This window comes from Fictibacillus arsenicus (genome assembly GCF_001999465.1).
GTDB classification, from domain to species: Bacteria; Bacillota; Bacilli; order Bacillales; family Fictibacillaceae; genus Fictibacillus; species Fictibacillus arsenicus.
Window position 1 is genome coordinate 1 of record NZ_MQMF01000005.1, and the last position, 20669, is coordinate 20669.

The window sequence follows — 20669 nt, forward strand, 5'->3', positions numbered from 1 at the left end:
TCGGCTGCGCCTTGATTTATGAGCTCTAAATACAAAAAAATAAGCTGCCTCATTTATAAGAGACAGCTTATCACCGTTTTTACGCTTCCTTTTTGCAATATTCTTCAAAAGCGCTTCTTAATTTATTTACAACTTCCATTGGTTCATGTCCTTCGATCTCATGGCGTTCAACCATCATTTGAATCTCTCCGTCTTTTAATAGAGCAAATGAAGGCGATGATGGAGGATACCCTGTAAAGTAAGAACGTGCTTTTTCAGTTGCTTCTTTATCCTGACCAGCAAAAACAGTAACGAGATGATCTGGACGAACCTCTTGTTTTACTGAAAATGAAGCCGCTGGACGTGCGATTCCTCCTGCACATCCGCAAACGGAATTAATCATCACAAGTGTTGTACCTTTGTTACTAAACGCTTCTTCTACATCCTCCGGCTTAAAAAGCTGTGTATAGCCAGCTTCGGCCATTTCTTTGCGAGCCGTTTCTACAACATCGTTAAATAAATTGAATTGAAAGTTCATTTCGTCAGCTCCTTTCCTTCTTATTGTACTCAAAAAAAGAAATATAAAAAAGAAAAATGCCGTAACACTTACGGCATTTTTCTTAGGGGGTTATGGGGTTTGGAGGTGTTGATGTTAAACTCTACCCTGTTTCAAACCTGCATAAACCACTTTTTTAATATTTTTTAATAAATTGATGTGTTTTCTTTTGTCATGTTTTCAAGACGTTCTTTTACACGTGCTAAGAAACGTCCGCAAACAAGTCCGTCAAGTACACGGTGATCAAGTGATAGGCAAAGGTTTACCATATCACGTACTGCAATCATCCCATTGTTCATTACTACGGGACGCTTCACAATGGATTCAACTGAAAGAATTGCCGCCTGCGGGTAGTTAATGATTGGCGTTGACATAACAGATCCAAAAGAGCCTGTATTGTTTACTGTAAATGTGCCGCCTTTCATATCATCGCCTGAAAGTTTATTCGTTCTTACTTTATCAGCAAGCTCTTTAACATCACGAGCGATTCCCTTGATCGACTTCTCATCTGCATTCTTGATTACTGGCACATACAGTGCATCATCAGTAGCCACTGCGATTGAGATATTAATATCCTTCTTCTGGATGATCTTATCTCCAGCCCACATAGAATTCAATTGCGGAAATTCTTTTAGCGATTCTACTACTGCTTTAATAAAGAATGGCAAGAAAGTAATGTTATAGCCTTCTTTTGATTTAAAATCACCCTTTACAGAATTACGGTATTCCACAAGATTTGTAACATCAACTTCAACCATCGTCCAAGCATGCGGTGCTTCGTGTTTTGAACGAACCATGTTTTGAGCGATCGCTTTACGGATACCTGTAACAGGGATTTCCACATCGCCAGGCATAGATTCAACAGGGATTGGTTTTAAGCCTGATGCAGTTTCTTTTGACTGTGAAATAGCTTCTTGTTTAATTTCAGAAACTGCTGGAGCCGATGCAGCTGCTGGTTTGTTGTCTGCAGTTGGAATCTGACCAGAATCGATAATCTGCTGCAGATCTTTTCTTGTAATTCTTCCGCTTTGACCTGTTCCTTCAACTTGGCTCAAGTCAATTCCGTGCTCAGACGCCATTCGTACAACAGCTGGCGAATAACGGCCTCGTGCAGCTGTATCTTTTTTAGGAGCGGCTGCTGCATTACTCGTTGGAGCAGGTGCTTTATCAGCCGTTTTTTCTTCTTTTTTAGCAGGAGCAGGTTCAGCTGAACTGCTTCCTTCTTCAGTATCGATATAGCAGATTAGTTCACCTACAGAAAGAGTATCTCCTTCTCCAGCAACAAGTTCTTTAATTGTGCCGCTAAATGATGAAGGGACTTCAGCATTAACTTTATCCGTCATCACTTCAGCTAGAGGATCATATTTCTTTACTGTATCACCAGGCTGTACAAGCCATTTACTTATCGTTCCTTCTGTTACACTTTCCCCGAGTTGAGGCATTGTGATTTGTTCTGTAGCCATTTAAGTTCCCTCCTTTTTGTTAAAATGCCGCAAGATCTCTCATTGCTTTTTCTACCTTATCAGGATTCACCATAAAGTGTTTTTCCATAGTCGGTGCATATGGCATTGCTGGAACATCAGGACCAGCAAGACGCTGAATCGGTGCATCTAATTCAAACAAGCAGTTTTCAGCAATAATCGCTGCAACTTCACTCATGATGCTTCCTTCTTTGTTATCTTCTGTAACAAGAAGTACTTTCCCGGTCTTAGAAGCAGCTTCAATGATTGCTTCTTTATCCAATGGATAAACAGTACGAAGATCTAGGATATGAGCAGAAATCCCGTCTTTTTCTAACTTTTCAGCAGCCTGTAATGCGAAATGAACACAAAGTCCATATGTAATTACCGTAATGTCATCACCATCACGTTTAACATCTGCTTTTCCGATCTCCAGCGTGTACTCTTCTTCTGGAACTTCCCCTTTAATTAAGCGGTATGCACGCTTATGTTCAAAGAATAAAACAGGGTCCTCATCACGGATTGCTGCCTTTAATAGACCTTTTACGTCATAAGGTGTTGAAGGCATAACAATCTTTAAACCTGGAACATTAGCAAACAACGCTTCAACTGACTGAGAATGATAAAGAGCACCATGTACACCGCCGCCATAAGGAGCGCGAATGGTAATCGGACAAGACCAGTCATTATTTGAACGATAACGGATTTTAGCAGCTTCCGAAACAATTTGGTTTACAGCTGGCATGATGAAATCAGCAAATTGCATTTCTGCGATCGGACGCATCCCATACATAGCTGCACCAATTCCTACACCAGCGATTGCAGATTCCGCAAGTGGTGCATCAATTACTCTTTCCTCACCAAATTCTTCGATTAAACCAGTAGTTGCACGAAAAACTCCTCCGCGTACCCCAACATCTTCTCCTACAACGAAAACTTTTTTATCACGCTGCATCTCTTCGCGGATCGCATGCGTTACAGCATCAATATATGAAATTACCGGCATCTCGTTTTCCCCCTTTACTCTGCGTAAACATGCAGAAGCGCACTTTCAGCATCAGCGTATTTTGCGTTCTCTGCGTATTCTGTAGCTTCATCCACTTCTTTTTGGATATCTTCAGTGATCTGTTTCTCTAACTCTTCCGTTAAAATTCCATTCTCTCTTAAGTATGCAGCAAACGTATGAATCGGATCTTTTGCTTTTGCTTCCTCTACTTCTTCACGTGTTCTGTATGCACGATCATCGTCATCAGAAGAGTGAGGTGTTAAACGATAAGCAACCGTTTCAATAAGTGTAGGACCTTCACCTCTTCTTCCGCGGTCAGCTGCTTCTTTTACAGCTTCATAAACTGCCAAAGGATCGTTTCCGTCAACTGTTACACCCGGCATACCGTATCCAATCGCACGATCAGAAACGTTCACACAAGCCAATTGTTTTGAAATTGGAACTGAAATCGCATACTTATTGTTTTCGCACATAAAGATAACAGGCAGTTTATGAACAGAGGCAAAATTTGCACCTTCATGAAAATCTCCTTGGTTAGAAGATCCCTCTCCAAACGTAGTAAACGTTACAATATCTTTACCTTCCATTCTTCCGCCTAATGCAATACCTACAGCGTGAGGAACTTGTGTAGTAACAGGAGATGAACCTGTCGCAATTCGAAGCTTTTTAGAGCCGAAGTGACCTGGCATCTGACGCCCGCCGCTGTTTGGGTCTTCCGCTTTTGCAAATCCGGATAGCATTAGATCTTTCGCAGTCATTCCAAACTGCAATACAACACCCATATCACGATAGTAAGGCAGTACATAGTCTTTTTCGTTATCAAGTGCCATAGCTGCACCCACTTGAGCAGCTTCTTGACCTTGGCATGAGATAACAAAAGGAATTTTACCAGCGCGGTTTAATAACCACATGCGCTCATCAATCTTTCTTGCTAAAAGCATAGTTTTAAACATATGGATAACATCTTCATTCGTCAAACCTAATTGTTCATGACGTGTTTCTGCCATTATTTTTACCCCCTTAAAAATGAATTGCTTTTCCTTCAACTGCTAATCCAGCTTCACCAAAAACTTCTGAAAGAGAAGGGTGCGGATGGATCGTATGTGCAATCTCCCATGGTGTTGCATCTAGTACTTTCGCCAGTCCTGCTTCAGAGATCATATCTGTAACATGAGGACCAATCATATGTACCCCGAGAAGATCTTCTGTATCTTTGTCTGCTACGATTTTTACAAATCCGTCGCTTTCTCCGTATACAAGCGCTTTTCCTATCGCTTTAAATGGAAACTTTCCAACTTTAACATTGAAGCCTTGATCTTTCGCTTGTTTTTCTGTCAGACCTACGCTAGCCATTTCTGGACTCGAGTAAATACACTTTGAGATATTGTCGTAATTAATCGGCTCCGGCTTTAAATTACAAAGGTGTTCTACAGCTGTTATTCCTTCGTGAGAAGCTACATGTGCCAGCTGAAGGCCTCCGATAACATCTCCAATGGCATAAATATGACTTTCAGCAGTTTGGAAATACTCATTCGTCTGAATGTATCCGTTTTCAACTTTTATGGTGGTGTTCTCTAAGCCAATTCCTTCTGTATTCGCTTGTCGGCCAACAGAAACGAGCATTTTTTCAGCTGAAAACTGTTTCGTTTCCCCTTTATGTTCCGCAGAGATCATAACGCCATTTCCTGTTTCTAACGTATCAGGAAGTACTTTTGCAGATGTAACAAGTTTAATGCCTTTTTTCTTTAACACACGAGCCGCTTCTTTAGAGATTTCTTCGTCCTCGGTAGGTACGATTCTATCTGCATATTCTAATACAGTTACTTCAACTCCAAGGTCATTTAGCATAGAAGCCCATTCGATTCCAATGACTCCGCCTCCAACAATAATGATAGATGCCGGAAGTGTTTCCATCTCAAGAGCTTCGTCACTTGACATAACATATTTACCGTCAATTTCTAACCCCGGTAAAGAACGCGGTCTAGATCCTGTGGCAACGATTACATTTTGCGGGATTAAAATCTCGTTCTCTGTGCCGTCATTAAACTCTACTGATACAGTTCCTGGCATTGGAGAAAAGATAGAAGGTCCAAGAATGCGCCCTGTTCCTTCGTAAACTTCTATTTTACCTTTTTTCATAAGGCTTTGAACGCCCATATGAAGCTGATTGACAATCGATTGCTTTCGTTCCTGCATTTTTGAAAAATTAAGACCTAATCCTTCTATATCTACACCGAAGTCAGCAGCTTTTTTAGCTGTTTTGTAGACTTCAGCACTTCTCAACAATGCTTTACTCGGAATACAGCCTCTATGCAGACATGTTCCGCCAAGCTTACCTTTTTCAACAACTGCAACCGTTTTACCTAATTGAGCAGCACGGATGGCGGCTACATAGCCGCCTGTTCCTCCGCCCATTATGACCAAATCAAAATCTTTTGACATCGCTCATATCTCCTTTTGCTGTTAATCCAGCGGCAATTCTGCAGGAGTCTTCCCTCCTGGATATTCCTTCGCCTTCTCTTCATTCCTTAAAACACGAAGTCCGCCTTCTGCTAACGCTTGAAGTTCATTCTCTCCAGGCTGAATGATACAATCAGAAATCCACTCAACACGATCTGTTATTTTTTTGACAAATTCTTTGCCAAAAGCTAGCCCGCCTGTTAGAACGATCGCATCAACTTGACCGTGAAGGACCGTACTCGCGGATCCAATTTCTTTAGCGACTTGATAAGCCATTGCATTATAAATAAGTGCAGCTCTTTCATCGCCGTTCTCAATTTTCTCTTCCACTGTTCTTGCATCATTAGTTCCCAGATAAGCAACAAGTCCTCCTTGTCCCACGAGCTTTTTCATTACTTCATCCGCGTAATATTCGCCAGAGAAACAAAGAGATACTAAATCACCGATTGGCACTGTACCTGCACGTTCAGGGGAAAAAGGTCCTTCACCATGCAGGCCATTGTTTACATCAATTACCCGTCCGTTTTTGTGAACTCCTACCGTAATCCCTCCTCCCATGTGTACAACAATGAGACGAAGTGATTCATAGGATTTATCGAGCATTTTTGATACTCTTCTTGCTACCGCTTTTTGATTTAACGCATGAAATATACTTTTTCGTTCGATATCAGGTACACCTGATATACGAGCAATCTCATCCATTTCATCAACTACAACAGGATCTACAATAAATGAGGGAATATTTAATCCTTCTGCGATCTCATAAGCTAGGATACCGCCTAGATTAGAGGCATGTTCTCCATTAAAGCCTGTTTTCAGATCATGAAGCATTGGTTCGTTGACGCTGTAAGTTCCACCTTCGATTGGTCTTAATAACCCTCCGCGGCCAACCACACAGCTTAATTTTGAAATGTTAATTCCTTCATAATGCAATGCCTCTAGAATGGTTTCTTTTCTAAACGTATATTGATCAATAACAGAATCGAATTGATTAATGGTATCTATATCATGTCTTATTGTTTTTTCAAAAACAGGCCGTTCATTATCAAAAATACCTATCTTGGTAGAGGTTGAGCCCGGATTGATCACTAGTATGCGAAATTCTTTTTGATGCACGTTTCAAACCTCCATTAATACAAACTCTTAGCGAGTTCGGCTTGACAGAATGTGTCGTTCATTTAATAAAAATTGACTTCTTGATTTTCTCATTCGCTCGATGCGCTCTTCAGCAAGACGGTCAGCTGCAAGGTAAGTAGGAATGTTATCGCGCTTAGAAATTTCAATAACACTTGCAATATTGTCATAAATGGTTTCAACTTTCTTAAGTGCTCTTTCTCGGTTGTAGCCATTAAGTTCGTCAGCAACATTTATTACTCCGCCAGCATTGATTACATAATCTGGAGCATAAACAATACCCATTTCATGGAGAGCATCACCATGTCTTGTTTCTTTTAGCTGGTTGTTTGCAGCACCTGCAATAACCTTGGCTTTAATCTTTGAGATCGTGTCATCATTAATGATCGCACCAAGTGCACATGGAGCAAAAATATCGCAGTCAACACTATAAATATCATCGATGTCTACAGCTTTAGCGCCGAAATCTTCAACAGCACGCTGTACAGCTTCTTTGTTGATATCCGTCACAATGAGAGAAGCCCCTTCTTCATGAAGGTGTTTACAAAGTGTATAAGCAACATGTCCTACACCTTGAACGGCGATTACTTTTCCTTCTAACGTATCTGTTCCGAACGCTTCCATAGCTGCTGCTTTCATACCGCGATAAACACCATAAGCTGTTACTGGAGAAGGATTTCCACTTGAACCAAACGCTGGTGAAACACCTGTTACAAATGGTGTTTCCTGATAGATTAGATCCATATCTTCAACAGTTGTACCCACATCTTCTGCTGTAATATAACGGCCATTTAGACCTTGGATGTAGCGTCCGAATGCACGGAACATTTCTTCGTTTTTATCTTTCTTAGGGTCTCCGATAATAACTGTTTTCCCTCCGCCAAGGTTCAAACCAGCTGCAGCATTTTTGTAAGTCATTCCTCTTGCAAGTCTCAATGCATCTTCGATTGCTGCATCTTCAGAATCATATGTCCACATTCTTGTTCCGCCTAGAGCAGGACCTAATGTCGTGTCATGGATACAGATAATCGCTTTTAATCCAGATTGTTTATCTTGGCAGATCACCATTTGTTCGTAATCGTAAGTCTCCATATATTTGAAAATTTCCATTTTGTATTCCTCCTAAAGTTTCTTATCAGTGATGACAGATTTCACAGCCAAAGCAATTGAGAGGTATTTACTCTCAGAAGAATCAGCTCTTGAAGTTAGGACAATTGGCGCTTTAGCACCGCAAATGACTGCTCCAACTTTTGCACGGGCAAAATAAATGAGTGATTTGTATAAAATGTTGCCCGTTTCAATGGTCGGTACAAGTAAAATATCCGCTTTCCCTGCTACTTTTCCTGAGATTTCTTTATGTGCTGCCGCTTCCATCGAGATGGCATTATCAAGAGCTAAAGGTCCCTCCACAATTCCGCCAGTAATTTGGTTTCTTAGATTCATGACAGTAAGACTGGCAGCATCCAGAGTCGCTTGCATGGCAGGATTAACAGTTTCTACTGCAGCTAAAACGGCCGTTTTAGGCTGAGCTACACCTGTTTGCTGCACAAAGTCTATTGCATTTTGCAGTATTTGACTCTTCTGGTTAAGGTCAGGGTTGATATTCATTGCTGCATCTGTAACAAAGATCAGTCTGTCGTATCCAGAGATCTCAAACGCGGCTACGTGTGACAGAACTTTACCTGTCCTTAAACCAAATTCTTTATTTAATACAGCTTTTAAGAGTACAGAGGTAGAAACGAGTCCTTTCATCAAAATATCCGCTTTCCCATCATGCACTGCTTTTACAGCATCTGTTGCCGCTGTCGCCGTATTTGTTGAAACAATTTCAATTCCAGGTGTAGAATCGTTTGTATTCTTTTCTAGCCAGTCAGAAATTACTTCCCCATTTCCAAATAATATAAAATGAGCAATGCCCTCTTTATAAGCACGTAAAACACTTTCCATTACTTCTTGATCGCCTGCTTCTGCCACTGCGATGACTGGTTTCACTTGCTGATTTTTGGCTTGGCTGACCAAGTCTTCCAAAAGCATGTTATCCCCCCTTGTTAAGCACACATAATAACTATGCAAGTTTCATGCCAAGTTAATTCATAAGTTTTCAATATAAAAAGAGCAGGTTTTTGCAATACTTTGCAAAAAACACGCAACTTTTTGCATGAAATTATTTGCGCACCTTATCATCTAAGCCGTATTTTTCAAGTTTATAATAAAAATTACGCAATGAGATTCCTAGAGCTTTTGCGGTTTTCGTTTTATTGCCTTTATATCTGTTTATAGCATCTGTTAAAATGGTCATTTCAAACTTATCCATCTGTTCTGCTAAAGTGATTTCTTCCGTTGATTCGTTAAAAGACCCGTCCGAGTCTGAATTTGGCTTGTTATGATTAGTCTGCTGAAGCAGCGAAATATGTTCCCGGTTAATAATTGAATCTGTATGACTCATGTGAATGATCGCCCGGCCCAAAACATTTTCAAGTTCTCTAACATTTCCCGGCCAATGATATTGAAGCAGGAAATCTTCCGCGTCACTGCTTATAGTGTCAATATTTCGTCCGTAATCCTGATTCAGTTTTTGTAAAAGATGATTTGCCAGCATTAAAATATCGCTATTCCTTGCTCGAAGTGGCGGAATATAAATCGGCATCCGGTTTAAACGGTAATACAGATCCTGTCTGAAAGTGCCATCAGCTATCATCTTTTCAAGGTTTACGTTCGTTGCCGCAATAACTCTGACGTTTATGGGAATCGCTTTTGTGCCTCCAACTCGTCTAATTTCATTTTCTTGTAATACACGCAGCAGTTTAGCTTGAGTATTCTGTGAAAGCTCTCCCACTTCATCTAAAAAGATACTTCCTCCGTTAGCTTCTTCAAAGAGACCTCTTTTACCGCCTCTTAAAGCGCCTGAAAATGCTCCTTCTACATAGCCGAAAAGCTCACTTTCTAAGAGAGATTCTGAGAGTGCTGCACAATTGACCCTTATAAATTTATTGAACTTCCTGTCACTCGCGTTATGGATCGCATGAGCAAAAAGTTCTTTTCCAGTACCTGATTCGCCGCGCAGCAGGACAGTTGCAGGTGTTGAAGCTGCTAGCTTTGCTTGATCAACCGCAAACTTCATCTCATCTGATTCACCTATTATGTCTTCAAAAGAATATTTAGCTTCAAGTGTACGGATAATCTGCCTTGCCCTATTCAATTCCTCAGTTAAGCCTTTTATCTCAGAAACGTCATGAATCACACCAACGCTGCCTTTTAATAATCCATCAACAATAATTGGCGCGACATTAACGATTACATCTTTTCTTTTAGGACCAACCCTAAGTCTGGCTCCCCTCACTGGTTTCCTCGTCCTTAAAACTTGCATATGAATACTTTCACCTTCAGAAATATCTGTTGTTGCTGGCTTTCCAATCACCTGCTCTGCTGTGTAGCCAGTAAGTTTTGTGTAAGCAGGATTTATCATAATCCCTTTTCCTTCTTCATCCACAACAGATATAGCTTCCTCTGATGAATTGATAATTGAACTAAGCATAATTTGAATACTTTTTAAATTTGTAACTTCTTCTGCAAGGTCTACGATTTCAGTTATATCTTTAAAAACAGCAAATGCACCATGTTTCCTTCCAGACTGATCTAAGATCGGCGTTCTTGTGGTATAAATTTTTGTACCGTTAGCAAGAATCTGTTCTTGGTTTACTTCCTCAATTCCTGAATCCAAGACTCTTGGAAGCTGGCTGTTTGGCATGACTTCCAGAATAGATCTGCCTATTGCTTCAACAGCAGATAGCCCCGTCATTCTTTCGGCACTTTTATTAAAAATAGTGATGTTTAGTCTTTGATCAATAACGATCATACCGTCATGAGTATTATCTAAAATCGTTCTGAATTGCTGAAGATTTGCTTCAGCATCCTTAGATTGTTTAAGTTGATTTGCTATCTTATAAAATTGAGAATCTGAAATAATGTCTGATTCATGATAAACATCTTCCTGCAGCTGATGGGCTATTTTTTTATTTGAAGGTGAATAGACTACATAATTCGCCTCAAGCTTAGGTGGAGATGAATATGAGAAAACAGCCACATCATCATCCGTTTTTTCTGCACCTATTTCAGAAACAAAAACCCCTATAAGTTCAAAAAAGCTTAAAGACTTTATTAAACGAAGAATCTTCTTTGTTTCTTCAGGAGCGGTCATTAACAATACAGTTTGCAACAATACCCCTCCAAATTCTATGTAAAGTGGATGTGCAATATTTTTCACACATTTATCATACCGTAGCATGAAAGGGTTTGCAAACTGTAATTTCATCGACAATAAAATAAACTTTATGTACAATACATGTAGAGGAGTGAAACAATCATGAGCAGGTATGCAGCATTAGTAATCGTTTTGATTCCTGGTATCATGGCCGTAATGGGCATTAAATGGATGAGAGATACGTTATTCGGAGTATTGCAATTTCCTTTCCCCGTTTTATGGCTTCAGTTTATCGCAGGATTTATCAGTTTTTCGGCTGGATTGGCCTTTGTTGGGGGATTTATATTTTACCGTGATCGAAAAAGAAATAAAGTACAATTAAAGTTTAAGAAAAAATAACCAGACCACTTAGAGAAGTTGGCTGGTTATTTTAAATTGAGCGTAATATTATGTATGTTAATCGCACATACACATAAAGATTTCTGAGCGAGCGTGTAAAATTAAAGGCTGTTTTCGCATACTTTGTTGCTTTTGAAAGCGGTTGATTTCCGCTCCAGGATGCTCGCTTTCCACGGGGCGTGCGGTGAGCAGAGCCAAATTTATAGAACAAGTACTGTAAAACGGAAAAAGAACTAACTCAAACGAGTTAGCTCTTTCTATATTATCCAGCTTTGTGTTCAATTCTCAGTTTATCAGCGACCATCGCAATGAACTCACTGTTCTGAACGCTATAACCTCCGCTAAACTTACGTTAAACAACTTAACGCTAAGCTAACCGAATTTCCCTCCTTCCAATAAACATTATAGAAATTAGTCCGAACCTTTACCAAAAATTCTTCGTAAAAGGAGACGTGCAATATCATGCAAAAATACGGATTTATGAAACGAAAAGCTAGCCACAAACTAACGCTAAACCTTAACGAATGCATCGCGTTGTTTACCGCCGCTAAACGGTTGCAGAAACGTAGTGAGAGGATCTTAAACGTATCGAGCGTTTAACAGATGGCTTAAAGAGAGAAGCTACGATTATGTAGACGGTAGTATTGCTCGTGAATATATCGAATATATCTCGTTCGAAAAATGCCGGTGGGACGATCACCCTACGAGTCCGGACGGTGAACGCGGATTATCTCCGCGCGCGGTAAATAATACGCTCATAGAATACTGCATAAAGGTATCTGAAAGGTGAGGTTACTGAGGGTCGCGTCGGCTGGTTGCGTGCAGTTGGTGATATGACATATTAGCACCGGAATAAATCGCATATGTTAAACGATGTTAATGCGTTATATATCGTTCCATATTCCCTCCGTCTTCTTACGTTGTCTTTCGTATGCTGCTTTCATTTAATTTCGAAATCGTAATATTAGTTTACGCAAAAAGACCGCCAATACCCTGGCGGTCTCTTAACGAAATATATTCGATTATTTTCGGTATTTAGATACTAATGGTTGTAAACTTCGGACAACTTTATCGGTATTATGGATGGTTAACTTATCGGAATGATTTACGGAGGTTCCGATAAACTTTCGGGCAAACTTCCGTATAAGCTAACGTCAAACTAGCGTGGTTATGCGTTATGCCATCGCCTTATGTTCGATTCTCAGTTTATCAGCGACCATCGCAATGAATTCACTGTTCGTCGGTTTCGCTTTAGACATGGATACTGTGTAGCCGAATAGAGAAGAGATGCTGTCGATGTTGCCTCGGCTCCAAGCTACTTCGATCGCATGGCGGATCGCGCGTTCAACACGGCTTGACGTGGTGTTAAACTTTTTAGCGATATCAGGATACAATACTTTTGTAATTGATCCTAATAATTCGATATCGTTGTATACCATTGAGATAGCTTCTCTTAAGTACATATAACCTTTTATATGAGCAGGAACTCCGATTTCATGGATGATGCTTGTTATACTTGCGTCTAGATTACGCGGTTTATTTATTGATTGGAAACTGCTTCGATTATTTCCGGATGCACGCTGAACTGTTGTTTTCTCTGATCCGCAAATCTGGCGGATCTGACTAGCTAAATTATCCATATCAAATGGTTTTAAAATAAAATAAGAAGCTCCAAGATCAACAGCTTTTTTCGTTACATCTTCTTGTCCAAAAGCAGTTAGCATTATTACATTAGGCTGAGGCAGATCATCACTTGATCTGATTTTTTCTAAAACAGCTAATCCGTCTAAATGCGGCATGATAATATCGAGTACGAGTACATCAGGATTTTTATTTTCTAAAACGGAAAGACATTCTTGACCGTTATAAGCTACCCCAATTACTTCCATGTCATCTTGACTTGAAAGATATTCCCTCAAAAGACTAATTAATTCACGATTATCATCAGCTAGACACACTTTAACTTTTTGCACCATTAATTCCTCCCCATCCAACAATTTCTTGTTTTTCCCAATGTAAGATTTCAACAATAAAACTTAAATCCCTTTATTTTGTTTTAAATTTTTTAAAATTATTTTATTTTTGTTGTAGAAAAAGCTGTTTTCTTCAATTTACTTCGAATTTCGACAGTTATTAGTATGTAGACACATAATTTTGTCGAATTTTCTTTACAACTTCCATTATACAAAATTTTGTTAAAGATGTCTAAACAATAAAGAAAACCTTTTCATTAGATATTATAATCAGGCTATAAAAGCTTCTTTTCTGAAAGTTGTTGGCTAATAAGAGATTTTCAAAAGTTCTTCTTTGAATAGTTAATTGGAGCAGAAGGGCGAGACTCCTTCAGGACGAGCGGACAGGTGAGACCACTCATTGATCGCAGTACGGAGGGGGCTTAAAACCGAGCAACTGCAGAGAGAAGTAACCACTTTCAAAAGATTGTTGTTTTTGTCTTCGTAGAAAAAGTTGATTGAAGTGCAAGGTGCGTGCCAACTACATGAATACTCTTCTCGCAAGGCATGCGACGAGGAAAAACGCGCGTCAGGATTTGCTTGTAGACGCAGGAGCATATTACTTCCTTGAAGGTGAGACTCCTCAAGGCGCAAAGCGCCAGGAGGCTCACCGCACGCCCCACGGAAAGCGAGCGACCTAGAACGGAAATCAACTATTTTTTCAAAAATCAACCACTTCTAATAGCAACAAATTTTAAAAAAAACAGGCAACTGCATCAGCTCGCCTGTTTTCTTTCTTCGTATATATTTATACCAGCTTCATCAAGCATCCACTCAATATGAACACCATATCCTGAAGTCGGGTCATTTACAAATACATGTGTTACTGCACCAATAATTCTTCCGTTTTGAATGATTGGACTTCCGCTCATACCTTGAACGATTCCACCGGTAATTTTTAAAAGTTCAGGATCAGTTATTTTAATTACCATACCTTTTGTTGCTGGAAACTTTTGCGGAACAGAACTGATTACATCTACATCAAATTCCCTTACCTTTGAACCGTTAACAACGGTAAGGATTTTTGCAGGACCTTCTTTTACTTGATCTGACAATGCAATTGGCAGAGGCTTGTTCCAGCTGCCGTTAGAAATCTTATCGTTTAACCTTCCAAATATTCCAAAAGGGCTGTTTTTTGAAATATCACCTAAAACTCGTTGATCGTTTGAGAAACGTGCTAATTTTTCTCCAGGATGTCCATTCGAACCTTTTTCAATCGACGTTACTGTCGAACCTAAGATCTCGCCATTGTTTACTTTGATCGGCTTTTTGGTATCCATGTCTGAGATAACATGTCCTAAAGCTCCGTATTTAAATGATGCTGGGTCATAAAAAGTAAGGGTACCGACTCCAGCAGCAGAATCTCTAATGTACAATCCAATTCGATATGACTGATCATTTTTATCCTGAAGGGGTTTAAGCGTTTTGTGCAGGAATTTGCCGTCTCTGATAATTGTTACATCAAGAGGTTTTTGAGATTCCCCAGATTCTCTGACAAAAGGGCTGACATCGCCCATCTTTTTAATATCTTTTCCATTGATTTTGGTAATAATATCTCCTACCTGGATATCGGCAATTTCCCCTGGAGACTGCTTACCTGTACTTGTATTCACAAGATGATGACCAACAATAAGGACTCCGAGTGTATTTAGTTTTACGCCTATAGATTGTCCGCCGGGTACAACCTTTAAATCGGAAAGTACTTTTACATCCATCTTTTTAATGGGAAAACTTCCTGCTTCGAGAGTTGCCATATGATCACCATTTGTTTTGGCTTGTATCGAAACGATCTTTTCACTTTCCATTGCTGTTGTATAAATTTCATTCTCTTCCTGTTGAATCGATGTACCAGCAGGAAGTGACTGAATAGAATTTTGTCCTTCAAAAATCGTCACAGATTCAGGCAGTTTCACATAATCACGCACTGGAGACAAAAAACCGATTCCCACTAAACTTCCAAGGAGAATAACGCCGATCATTCGCCGAAGTAAATCCTTAAACATCTTTCACTCTCCTCGCTCCAAGCTCACACCCTCACCATGGCTGTACCTTTAATTTAGCCTACGGACCTTAAGATTATAACCGGCAAAAAAGAAAAAGCTATTCCTTAAATGGATAGCTTTTTCATGCATAAATGTTTTAAGATGATTTTTTTATGGTCTCTGCTAGCTGTAGCAATTCCTGTGCGTGCTGTTTAGTCAAATCAGTAATTTCCACACCAGAAATCATCCTGCCGATTTCATGAACTTTTTCATCAGTCTTTAAAGAAAGCACTTTTGTCACAGTTCTGCCTTGGAGAGTTGATTTTGAAATATGGAGATGTGTATCAGCCATAGCAGCAACTTGAGGAAGATGGCTTATGCATAGCACTTGTGAACCGACTGACACACGGTAGATCTTCTCTGCAATAGCCTGAGCAACTCGTCCCGATACTCCTGTGTCCACTTCATCAAAGATAATAGCAGTAATTCCTTGATTTTCAGAAAAAATGGTTTTCAAAGCCAGAATTACCCTGGATAGTTCTCCGCCAGAAGCAACTTTTGATAAAGGCTTCAAAGGCTCACCTTGATTGGGAGAAATAAAGAATTCTACAGAATCCATACCTGTCTTCAAGAACTGATTATCTTCCGTTCTATCCATCACAACCTCAAATTCTGTTTTTTCCATGTAAAGCTCTTTAAGCTGCTGCTGAATGGCTTTCTTTAAAGTTTTCGCTGTTTCTGATCGCCTTTTTGTTAGCTTTTTACCTGAAGTCTCTAATTTCGAAATGATTTTTGACTGCTTAATTTTAAGTTCTTCTATATGGTTATCTTTGTTTTGAATAAGTTCAAGTTCCTTTTTGACCTTTTCTCCATAACTTAAGATTTCCTTTACAGAAGTACCGTATTTGCGTTTCAGTTTACTTATTTCGTCAAGACGCATTTCGATGCTATTTAATCTTTCCGGATTATATTCCAATGAATCAAACATATCGCGAATTTTGTACGTCAGTTCTTCAAGCACGTAGAAACTGCTTCCAAATTGCTCTTCGTCCGCCTTTAGTGATTCATCCAGTGCTGCTACCTGTGAAAAATCAGCCATGGCACTTGAAATAAGTTCAAGACCTTTACCTTCTCCATAAAGACTGTGATATGCGTCCTGGAGGTGTCCATGAATTTTTTCAAAGTTGCCGAGCATTCTTTTTTCTTCTTCAAGCTTAATATCTTCATCCTCGAGCAAATTTGCTCCAGTAATTTCATCGTATTGATACTCTAATAAATCAATTCGCTGAGCGATCTCTTGTTCATTTCTTGATAGTTCAGAAAGCTGTTTGCTTATATCTTTATATTCTTTAAATGCTTCTTCGTAAGTAAAGAGCTCTTTCTTAAAATCTTTGTCACCGAAACTGTCTAATAAGAATAGATGTTTATCGGGCTGCATTAAATATTGAGTTTCATGTTGGCCGTGAATATCAACTAAGGCTTGTCCAATTTCTTTTAATACAGAAAGTGTGACCAGCTTTCCGTTTACTCGGCAGATGCTTTTTCCACTTTCAGTTATATCACGTTTGAGTACAACCATTTCATCCGTTATGGTTATCCCGACTTCCTCACATTTCTCGTAAACACGATGGTCCTCAAGAATGTAGAATAATCCTTCGATTTCTGCTTTTTGTGTTCCATAACGAACGAACTCAGTTGAGCCGCGCCCTCCTATTAAGAGGCCTATTGCATCAATAATGATCGATTTTCCTGCACCAGTTTCCCCCGTTAGAACAGTTAGCCCTTTTTTAAAAGAAACGCTTAAAGAATCGATAATAGCAAAATTACGAATATTTAATTCTGCTAACAAGTACATCACACCTTATTAAAAGATTTACAGCATATCTAAAAAGCGCTGCGAAATATCTGAACTTACATCTTTTGAACGGCAAATGATTAAAATGGTATCATCACCGCAAATCGTTCCCATAAGATCTTCCCAATCCAACCTATCGATCAATGCACCTATTGCATTTGCATTACCTGGAAGGGTCTTCATAATAATCAAATGATCGGCATGATCTATGCTTATGAAGCTGTCTGTCAGGGTTCTCCGAAGCTTTTGAAGAGGGTTGAACCTCTGATCAGCCGGAAGACTATATTTATAACGTCCGTCATTCATGGGAACTTTTACAAGGTGAAGTTCTTTAATATCACGCGAAACCGTCGCTTGCGTAACATTAAAGTTTGCTTTCTTTAATAGTTCAACAAGATCATCTTGGGTTTCAATATCATGATTGCTGATCATCTCTCGAATTTTAATATGTCGCTGTCCTTTATTCACTAGTAAATCCACCTCAATTTTTACACTGTCACATTCTGCCTTTATCTTATACTATTGTGCATAGGATGTAAATTTTTCATTAATGGAATAAAAAGAAAAGACTCTTTTCTAAAAGATTGTTGCTTTTAAGTAGTTTTTTTTTCCTTCACTGACAAGTTGATTGGAGTGGAAGGTGCGTGCCTACCACATGAGAAGCTTCTAGCTAGGCATGCGACAGGAAGCTAAAATCTGTAGCATTTACTTGTAGACGCAGGAGCAAGGGTACTTCCATGAGGCGGTCAGGTGAGACCACTCAATGGCGCAAAGCGGCGAAGGGGGCTCACCGCACGCCCCGCGGAAAGCGAAGCAACCTGGAACGGAAATCTACTACTTTCAAGAGCAACAAAGTTTGCGAAAACAGCCAAAGAAAAAGAGCAGGAATCTGGCTATTCCCGCTCTTTTTTAAAAGTATTATGTGCTTCAGTAACCACTTCTTTAATTCTTTGGTCAGAAATCGCTGGTCTATCCTGCTTATTTACTTCCCCATGAAGCAGAAATTCAATATTTCCGTCTCCACCTGTTATTGGTGAATATGACAAACCTACAGGATTAATGCCTGTTTTATTGGCAAATTCAATGATTTCAAAAATAACTCTTTCGTGAACTTTCGGGTCTCTGACAATTCCTTTTTTGCCTACTTCTTCTCTGCCCGCTTCAAATTGAGGTTTAATAAGAGCTATTACTTCTCCCTCTTCCATAAGCTGAGTGAGAACTGGAAGAATAATTCTCAGTGAGATAAAGGAAACATCAATTGTGGCAAAATCCGGAATTCCATTTTCAAGCTGGTCAGGAGTTACATAACGAAAGTTGGTTCTTTCCATTACAGCAACACGAGGGTCATTCCTCAGCTTCCAAGCTAACTGGTTATACCCCACATCGATGGCATAAATAAATTTAGCACCATTCTGCAGTGCGCAATCAGTAAAGCCCCCTGTTGAAGCCCCAATATCCATACCCGTTTTATCTTTTACATCAAAAGAAAAGACTTTTAAGGCTTTTTCTAGCTTTAAACCGCCTCTTCCCACATAAGGGATTAAATTCCCTTTAACGTGCAAAGGGGCATCGGTTTCAATTTTTTCTCCAGGCTTCTCCATACGTGTTGTTCCAGAATAAACAAGGCCTGCCATGACAGACCTTTTAGCTTTTTCTCTCGTTTCACACAACCCGCGGTTGACAAGCATCACATCTACACGTTCTTTTTTCATGTAAAAAGACCCTTTTCTGCTTTTCTCTTCACCAGTTTTTTAACTCGTTCAACAAGATCTGGAGTCGTTAGACCGATCTCTTCAAGAAGCTTTGTCACACTTCCATGTTCGATAAAGCAGTCAGGGATACCCATGCGGTCTATTAATACGTTCACTTGATTATCGGCGGCATGTTCCAGCACAGCACTGCCGAAACCGCCCTGTAAAATAGCTTCTTCCAAAGTAAGAATCGGCATGTTTTGAGCATAGAGATCGTTCAGCATTTTAAAATCCAGCGGCTTAATGAACCTTGCGTTAATTACACGGGCAGATACTCCAGATTTCGCGAGGATTTCCCAAGCCTCAAGCGCCATAGGAACTGTTGTCCCAAAAGTAAGAATGGCAACATCATCGCCTTCTTTCAAGACTTCCCAAGATCCAATTGGAATATTTTCAAACTTATCGTCCATTTGAACACCAATTCCATTGCCTCTAGGGAACCGGATAGCGATTGGTCCGTCTTCATATTTCAGCGCTGAATATACCATATGCTGAAGTTCGTTTTCATCTTTACCCATCATTAGCACCATGTTTGGTATATGGCGCAAAAACGCAATATCAAAAACACCTTGGTGTGTTTCTCCATCTGCACCAACTAAACCTGAACGGTCAATAGTAAATAGAACATTCAAGTTTTGTCTCGCAACATCATGTACTACTTGATCATACCCGCGCTGCAAGAAAGTAGAGTAGATGGAAAGCACCGGTTTCATGTTTTGTGTAGCAAGTCCTGCGGCCATAGTAGTTGCATGCTGTTCAGCAATTCCTACATCGAAAAGACGGTCTGGAAAGGCTTTTCCATAGTCTACAAGCTTCGAACCAATTGTCATAGCAGGTGTTATAACTGCTATCCTCTGATCTTTATGCGAGAGCGTTTCTAATGTTTTACTAACAACACCACTGTATGAAGGACCTGTTTGCTGAGGCTTGATTTGTTCACCGGACTCAATCTTATATGGTCCAACACCATGCCAGCTGTCTTTTTTATCACTTTCAGCTGGTTCATATCCTTTTCCTTTTTTAGTAAGAACATGAATGATAACAGGACCTTTTGTTTTCTTTGCATATGAAAGGTTTTCAATCAAGTCGTCCAAGTCGTGTCCGTCTACAGGACCTAAGTACGTATATCCAAGCTCTTCAAAAAACATGCCTGACACCAACAAATATTTCAAGCTGTCTTTTACGCGCTCAGCAGTAGCAGCAAGCTTGCCTCCAAAGGCAGGTATTTTACGGATTAATGATTCAAGTTCATCCTTGGCTTTATTGTACTTTCTGGCTGTCCGCATACGTCCAAGAACGTTGTGCAGAGCACCGACATTTGGTGCAATGGACATTTCGTTATCGTTTAGGATGACAATAAGGTCTTTCTTTTCATGACCAATATGATTCAAAGCTTCCAGAGCCATCCCGCCTGTTAAGGCACCGTCTCCTATCACTGCAATTACTTTATCATCCGTCTTTTTGAGATCACGTGCAATTGCCATTCCCATAGCAGCAGAAAGAGATGTTGAACTATGTCCTGTTTCCCATACATCATGTTCACTTTCATTTCTCTTAGGAAACCCGCACAAGCCTTTATACTGCCGCAGTGTATCGAACTGAGATGCTCTTCCTGTCAGGATTTTATGAACATACGCCTGATGCCCGACATCCCAAATGAATTTATCTTTCGGGCTGTTAAATACCTTATGCATTGCGAGTGTCAATTCAACAACTCCAAGGTTAGGGCCTAGGTGACCACCTCTTACAGAAAGTTTCTCAATTAGAAAAGAACGGATATTACCCGCTAATTTATTTAATTGTTCAGTCTCATATGATTTTATAAAATGAGGATTCTGAATGTCTTCCAGGTTCATGGAATATGCCTCTCTTTC

The 20669-nt window shown here is 39.8% G+C and carries 16 protein-coding genes; 1 reads left to right on the forward strand and 15 read right to left on the reverse strand.

Annotated features, from left to right (window positions below):
* Positions 1 to 79: 79 nt before the first annotated feature.
* The 9 genes from UN64_RS17470 to UN64_RS17510 all read right to left on the reverse strand — a co-directional run bounded on the left by UN64_RS17470 (position 80) and on the right by UN64_RS17510 (position 10859).
* Positions 80 to 517 carry a BrxA/BrxB family bacilliredoxin gene (locus tag UN64_RS17470; protein WP_077365234.1) on the reverse strand — a complete coding sequence of 146 codons (438 nt, stop codon included), beginning with the start codon at positions 515 to 517 and terminating at the stop codon, positions 80 to 82.
* A 164-nt stretch (positions 518 to 681) separates the two neighbouring features.
* Positions 682 to 1998 (reverse strand): dihydrolipoamide acetyltransferase family protein, encoded by a 1317-nt coding sequence (locus UN64_RS17475; RefSeq protein ID WP_077365237.1) that lies wholly within the window; start codon positions 1996 to 1998, stop codon positions 682 to 684.
* 19 nt (positions 1999 to 2017) lie between these two features.
* A complete protein-coding gene (locus tag UN64_RS17480) occupies positions 2018 to 3001 on the reverse strand; it encodes an alpha-ketoacid dehydrogenase subunit beta (protein WP_077365240.1) in 984 nt (327 codons plus the stop codon).
* 14 nt (positions 3002 to 3015) lie between these two features.
* Positions 3016 to 4008: a thiamine pyrophosphate-dependent dehydrogenase E1 component subunit alpha gene (locus UN64_RS17485; RefSeq protein WP_077365243.1), complete on the reverse strand. Its 993-nt coding sequence runs from the start codon at positions 4006 to 4008 to the stop codon at positions 3016 to 3018.
* A gap of 13 nt (positions 4009 to 4021) precedes the next feature.
* Positions 4022 to 5443, reverse strand: a complete 1422-nt coding sequence (gene lpdA, locus UN64_RS17490) for a dihydrolipoyl dehydrogenase (RefSeq protein WP_077365246.1) — start codon at positions 5441 to 5443, stop codon at positions 4022 to 4024.
* Between the two features lie 21 nt (positions 5444 to 5464).
* Complete coding sequence (gene buk / locus UN64_RS17495; protein ID WP_077365249.1) at positions 5465 to 6577, reverse strand: butyrate kinase; 1113 nt, start codon at positions 6575 to 6577, stop codon at positions 5465 to 5467.
* Positions 6578 to 6604: 27 nt separating this feature from the next.
* The gene (bcd, locus tag UN64_RS17500; protein ID WP_077365252.1) at positions 6605 to 7705 is read right to left on the reverse strand and encodes a branched-chain amino acid dehydrogenase; all 1101 of its coding nucleotides are present in this window, start codon (positions 7703 to 7705) and stop codon (positions 6605 to 6607) included.
* Between the two features lie 12 nt (positions 7706 to 7717).
* Positions 7718 to 8629 carry a phosphate butyryltransferase gene (yqiS, locus tag UN64_RS17505; RefSeq protein ID WP_077365255.1) on the reverse strand — a complete coding sequence of 304 codons (912 nt, stop codon included), beginning with the start codon at positions 8627 to 8629 and terminating at the stop codon, positions 7718 to 7720.
* 130 nt (positions 8630 to 8759) lie between these two features.
* Positions 8760 to 10859 carry a sigma 54-interacting transcriptional regulator gene (locus UN64_RS17510; RefSeq protein ID WP_425590126.1) on the reverse strand — a complete coding sequence of 700 codons (2100 nt, stop codon included), beginning with the start codon at positions 10857 to 10859 and terminating at the stop codon, positions 8760 to 8762.
* Positions 10860 to 10958: 99 nt separating this feature from the next.
* Between UN64_RS17510 and UN64_RS17515 the strand changes: the two genes are divergently transcribed.
* Positions 10959 to 11195, forward strand: a complete 237-nt coding sequence (locus UN64_RS17515) for a DUF2627 domain-containing protein (RefSeq protein ID WP_077365257.1) — start codon at positions 10959 to 10961, stop codon at positions 11193 to 11195.
* A gap of 1175 nt (positions 11196 to 12370) precedes the next feature.
* Here the strand turns inward: UN64_RS17515 and spo0A are convergent.
* The 6 genes from spo0A to dxs all read right to left on the reverse strand — a co-directional run bounded on the left by spo0A (position 12371) and on the right by dxs (position 20651).
* On the reverse strand, positions 12371 to 13168 hold the full coding sequence (gene spo0A, locus UN64_RS17520; RefSeq protein WP_077365436.1) for a sporulation transcription factor Spo0A: 798 nt from the start codon (positions 13166 to 13168) through the stop codon (positions 12371 to 12373).
* A 755-nt stretch (positions 13169 to 13923) separates the two neighbouring features.
* On the reverse strand, positions 13924 to 15210 hold the full coding sequence (gene spoIVB / locus UN64_RS17525; protein WP_077365260.1) for a SpoIVB peptidase: 1287 nt from the start codon (positions 15208 to 15210) through the stop codon (positions 13924 to 13926).
* A 136-nt stretch (positions 15211 to 15346) separates the two neighbouring features.
* Complete coding sequence (gene recN, locus UN64_RS17530; RefSeq protein WP_077365263.1) at positions 15347 to 17038, reverse strand: DNA repair protein RecN; 1692 nt, start codon at positions 17036 to 17038, stop codon at positions 15347 to 15349.
* A 24-nt stretch (positions 17039 to 17062) separates the two neighbouring features.
* A complete protein-coding gene (gene ahrC / locus UN64_RS17535; protein WP_077365265.1) occupies positions 17063 to 17512 on the reverse strand; it encodes a transcriptional regulator AhrC/ArgR in 450 nt (149 codons plus the stop codon).
* Between the two features lie 425 nt (positions 17513 to 17937).
* Complete coding sequence (locus tag UN64_RS17540; RefSeq protein ID WP_077365267.1) at positions 17938 to 18756, reverse strand: TlyA family RNA methyltransferase; 819 nt, start codon at positions 18754 to 18756, stop codon at positions 17938 to 17940.
* Positions 18753 to 20651, reverse strand: a complete 1899-nt coding sequence (dxs, locus tag UN64_RS17545; RefSeq protein WP_077365438.1) for a 1-deoxy-D-xylulose-5-phosphate synthase — start codon at positions 20649 to 20651, stop codon at positions 18753 to 18755. The genes UN64_RS17540 and dxs overlap by 4 nt, the downstream gene beginning before the upstream one ends.
* Between the last annotated feature and the right edge of the window lie 18 nt (positions 20652 to 20669).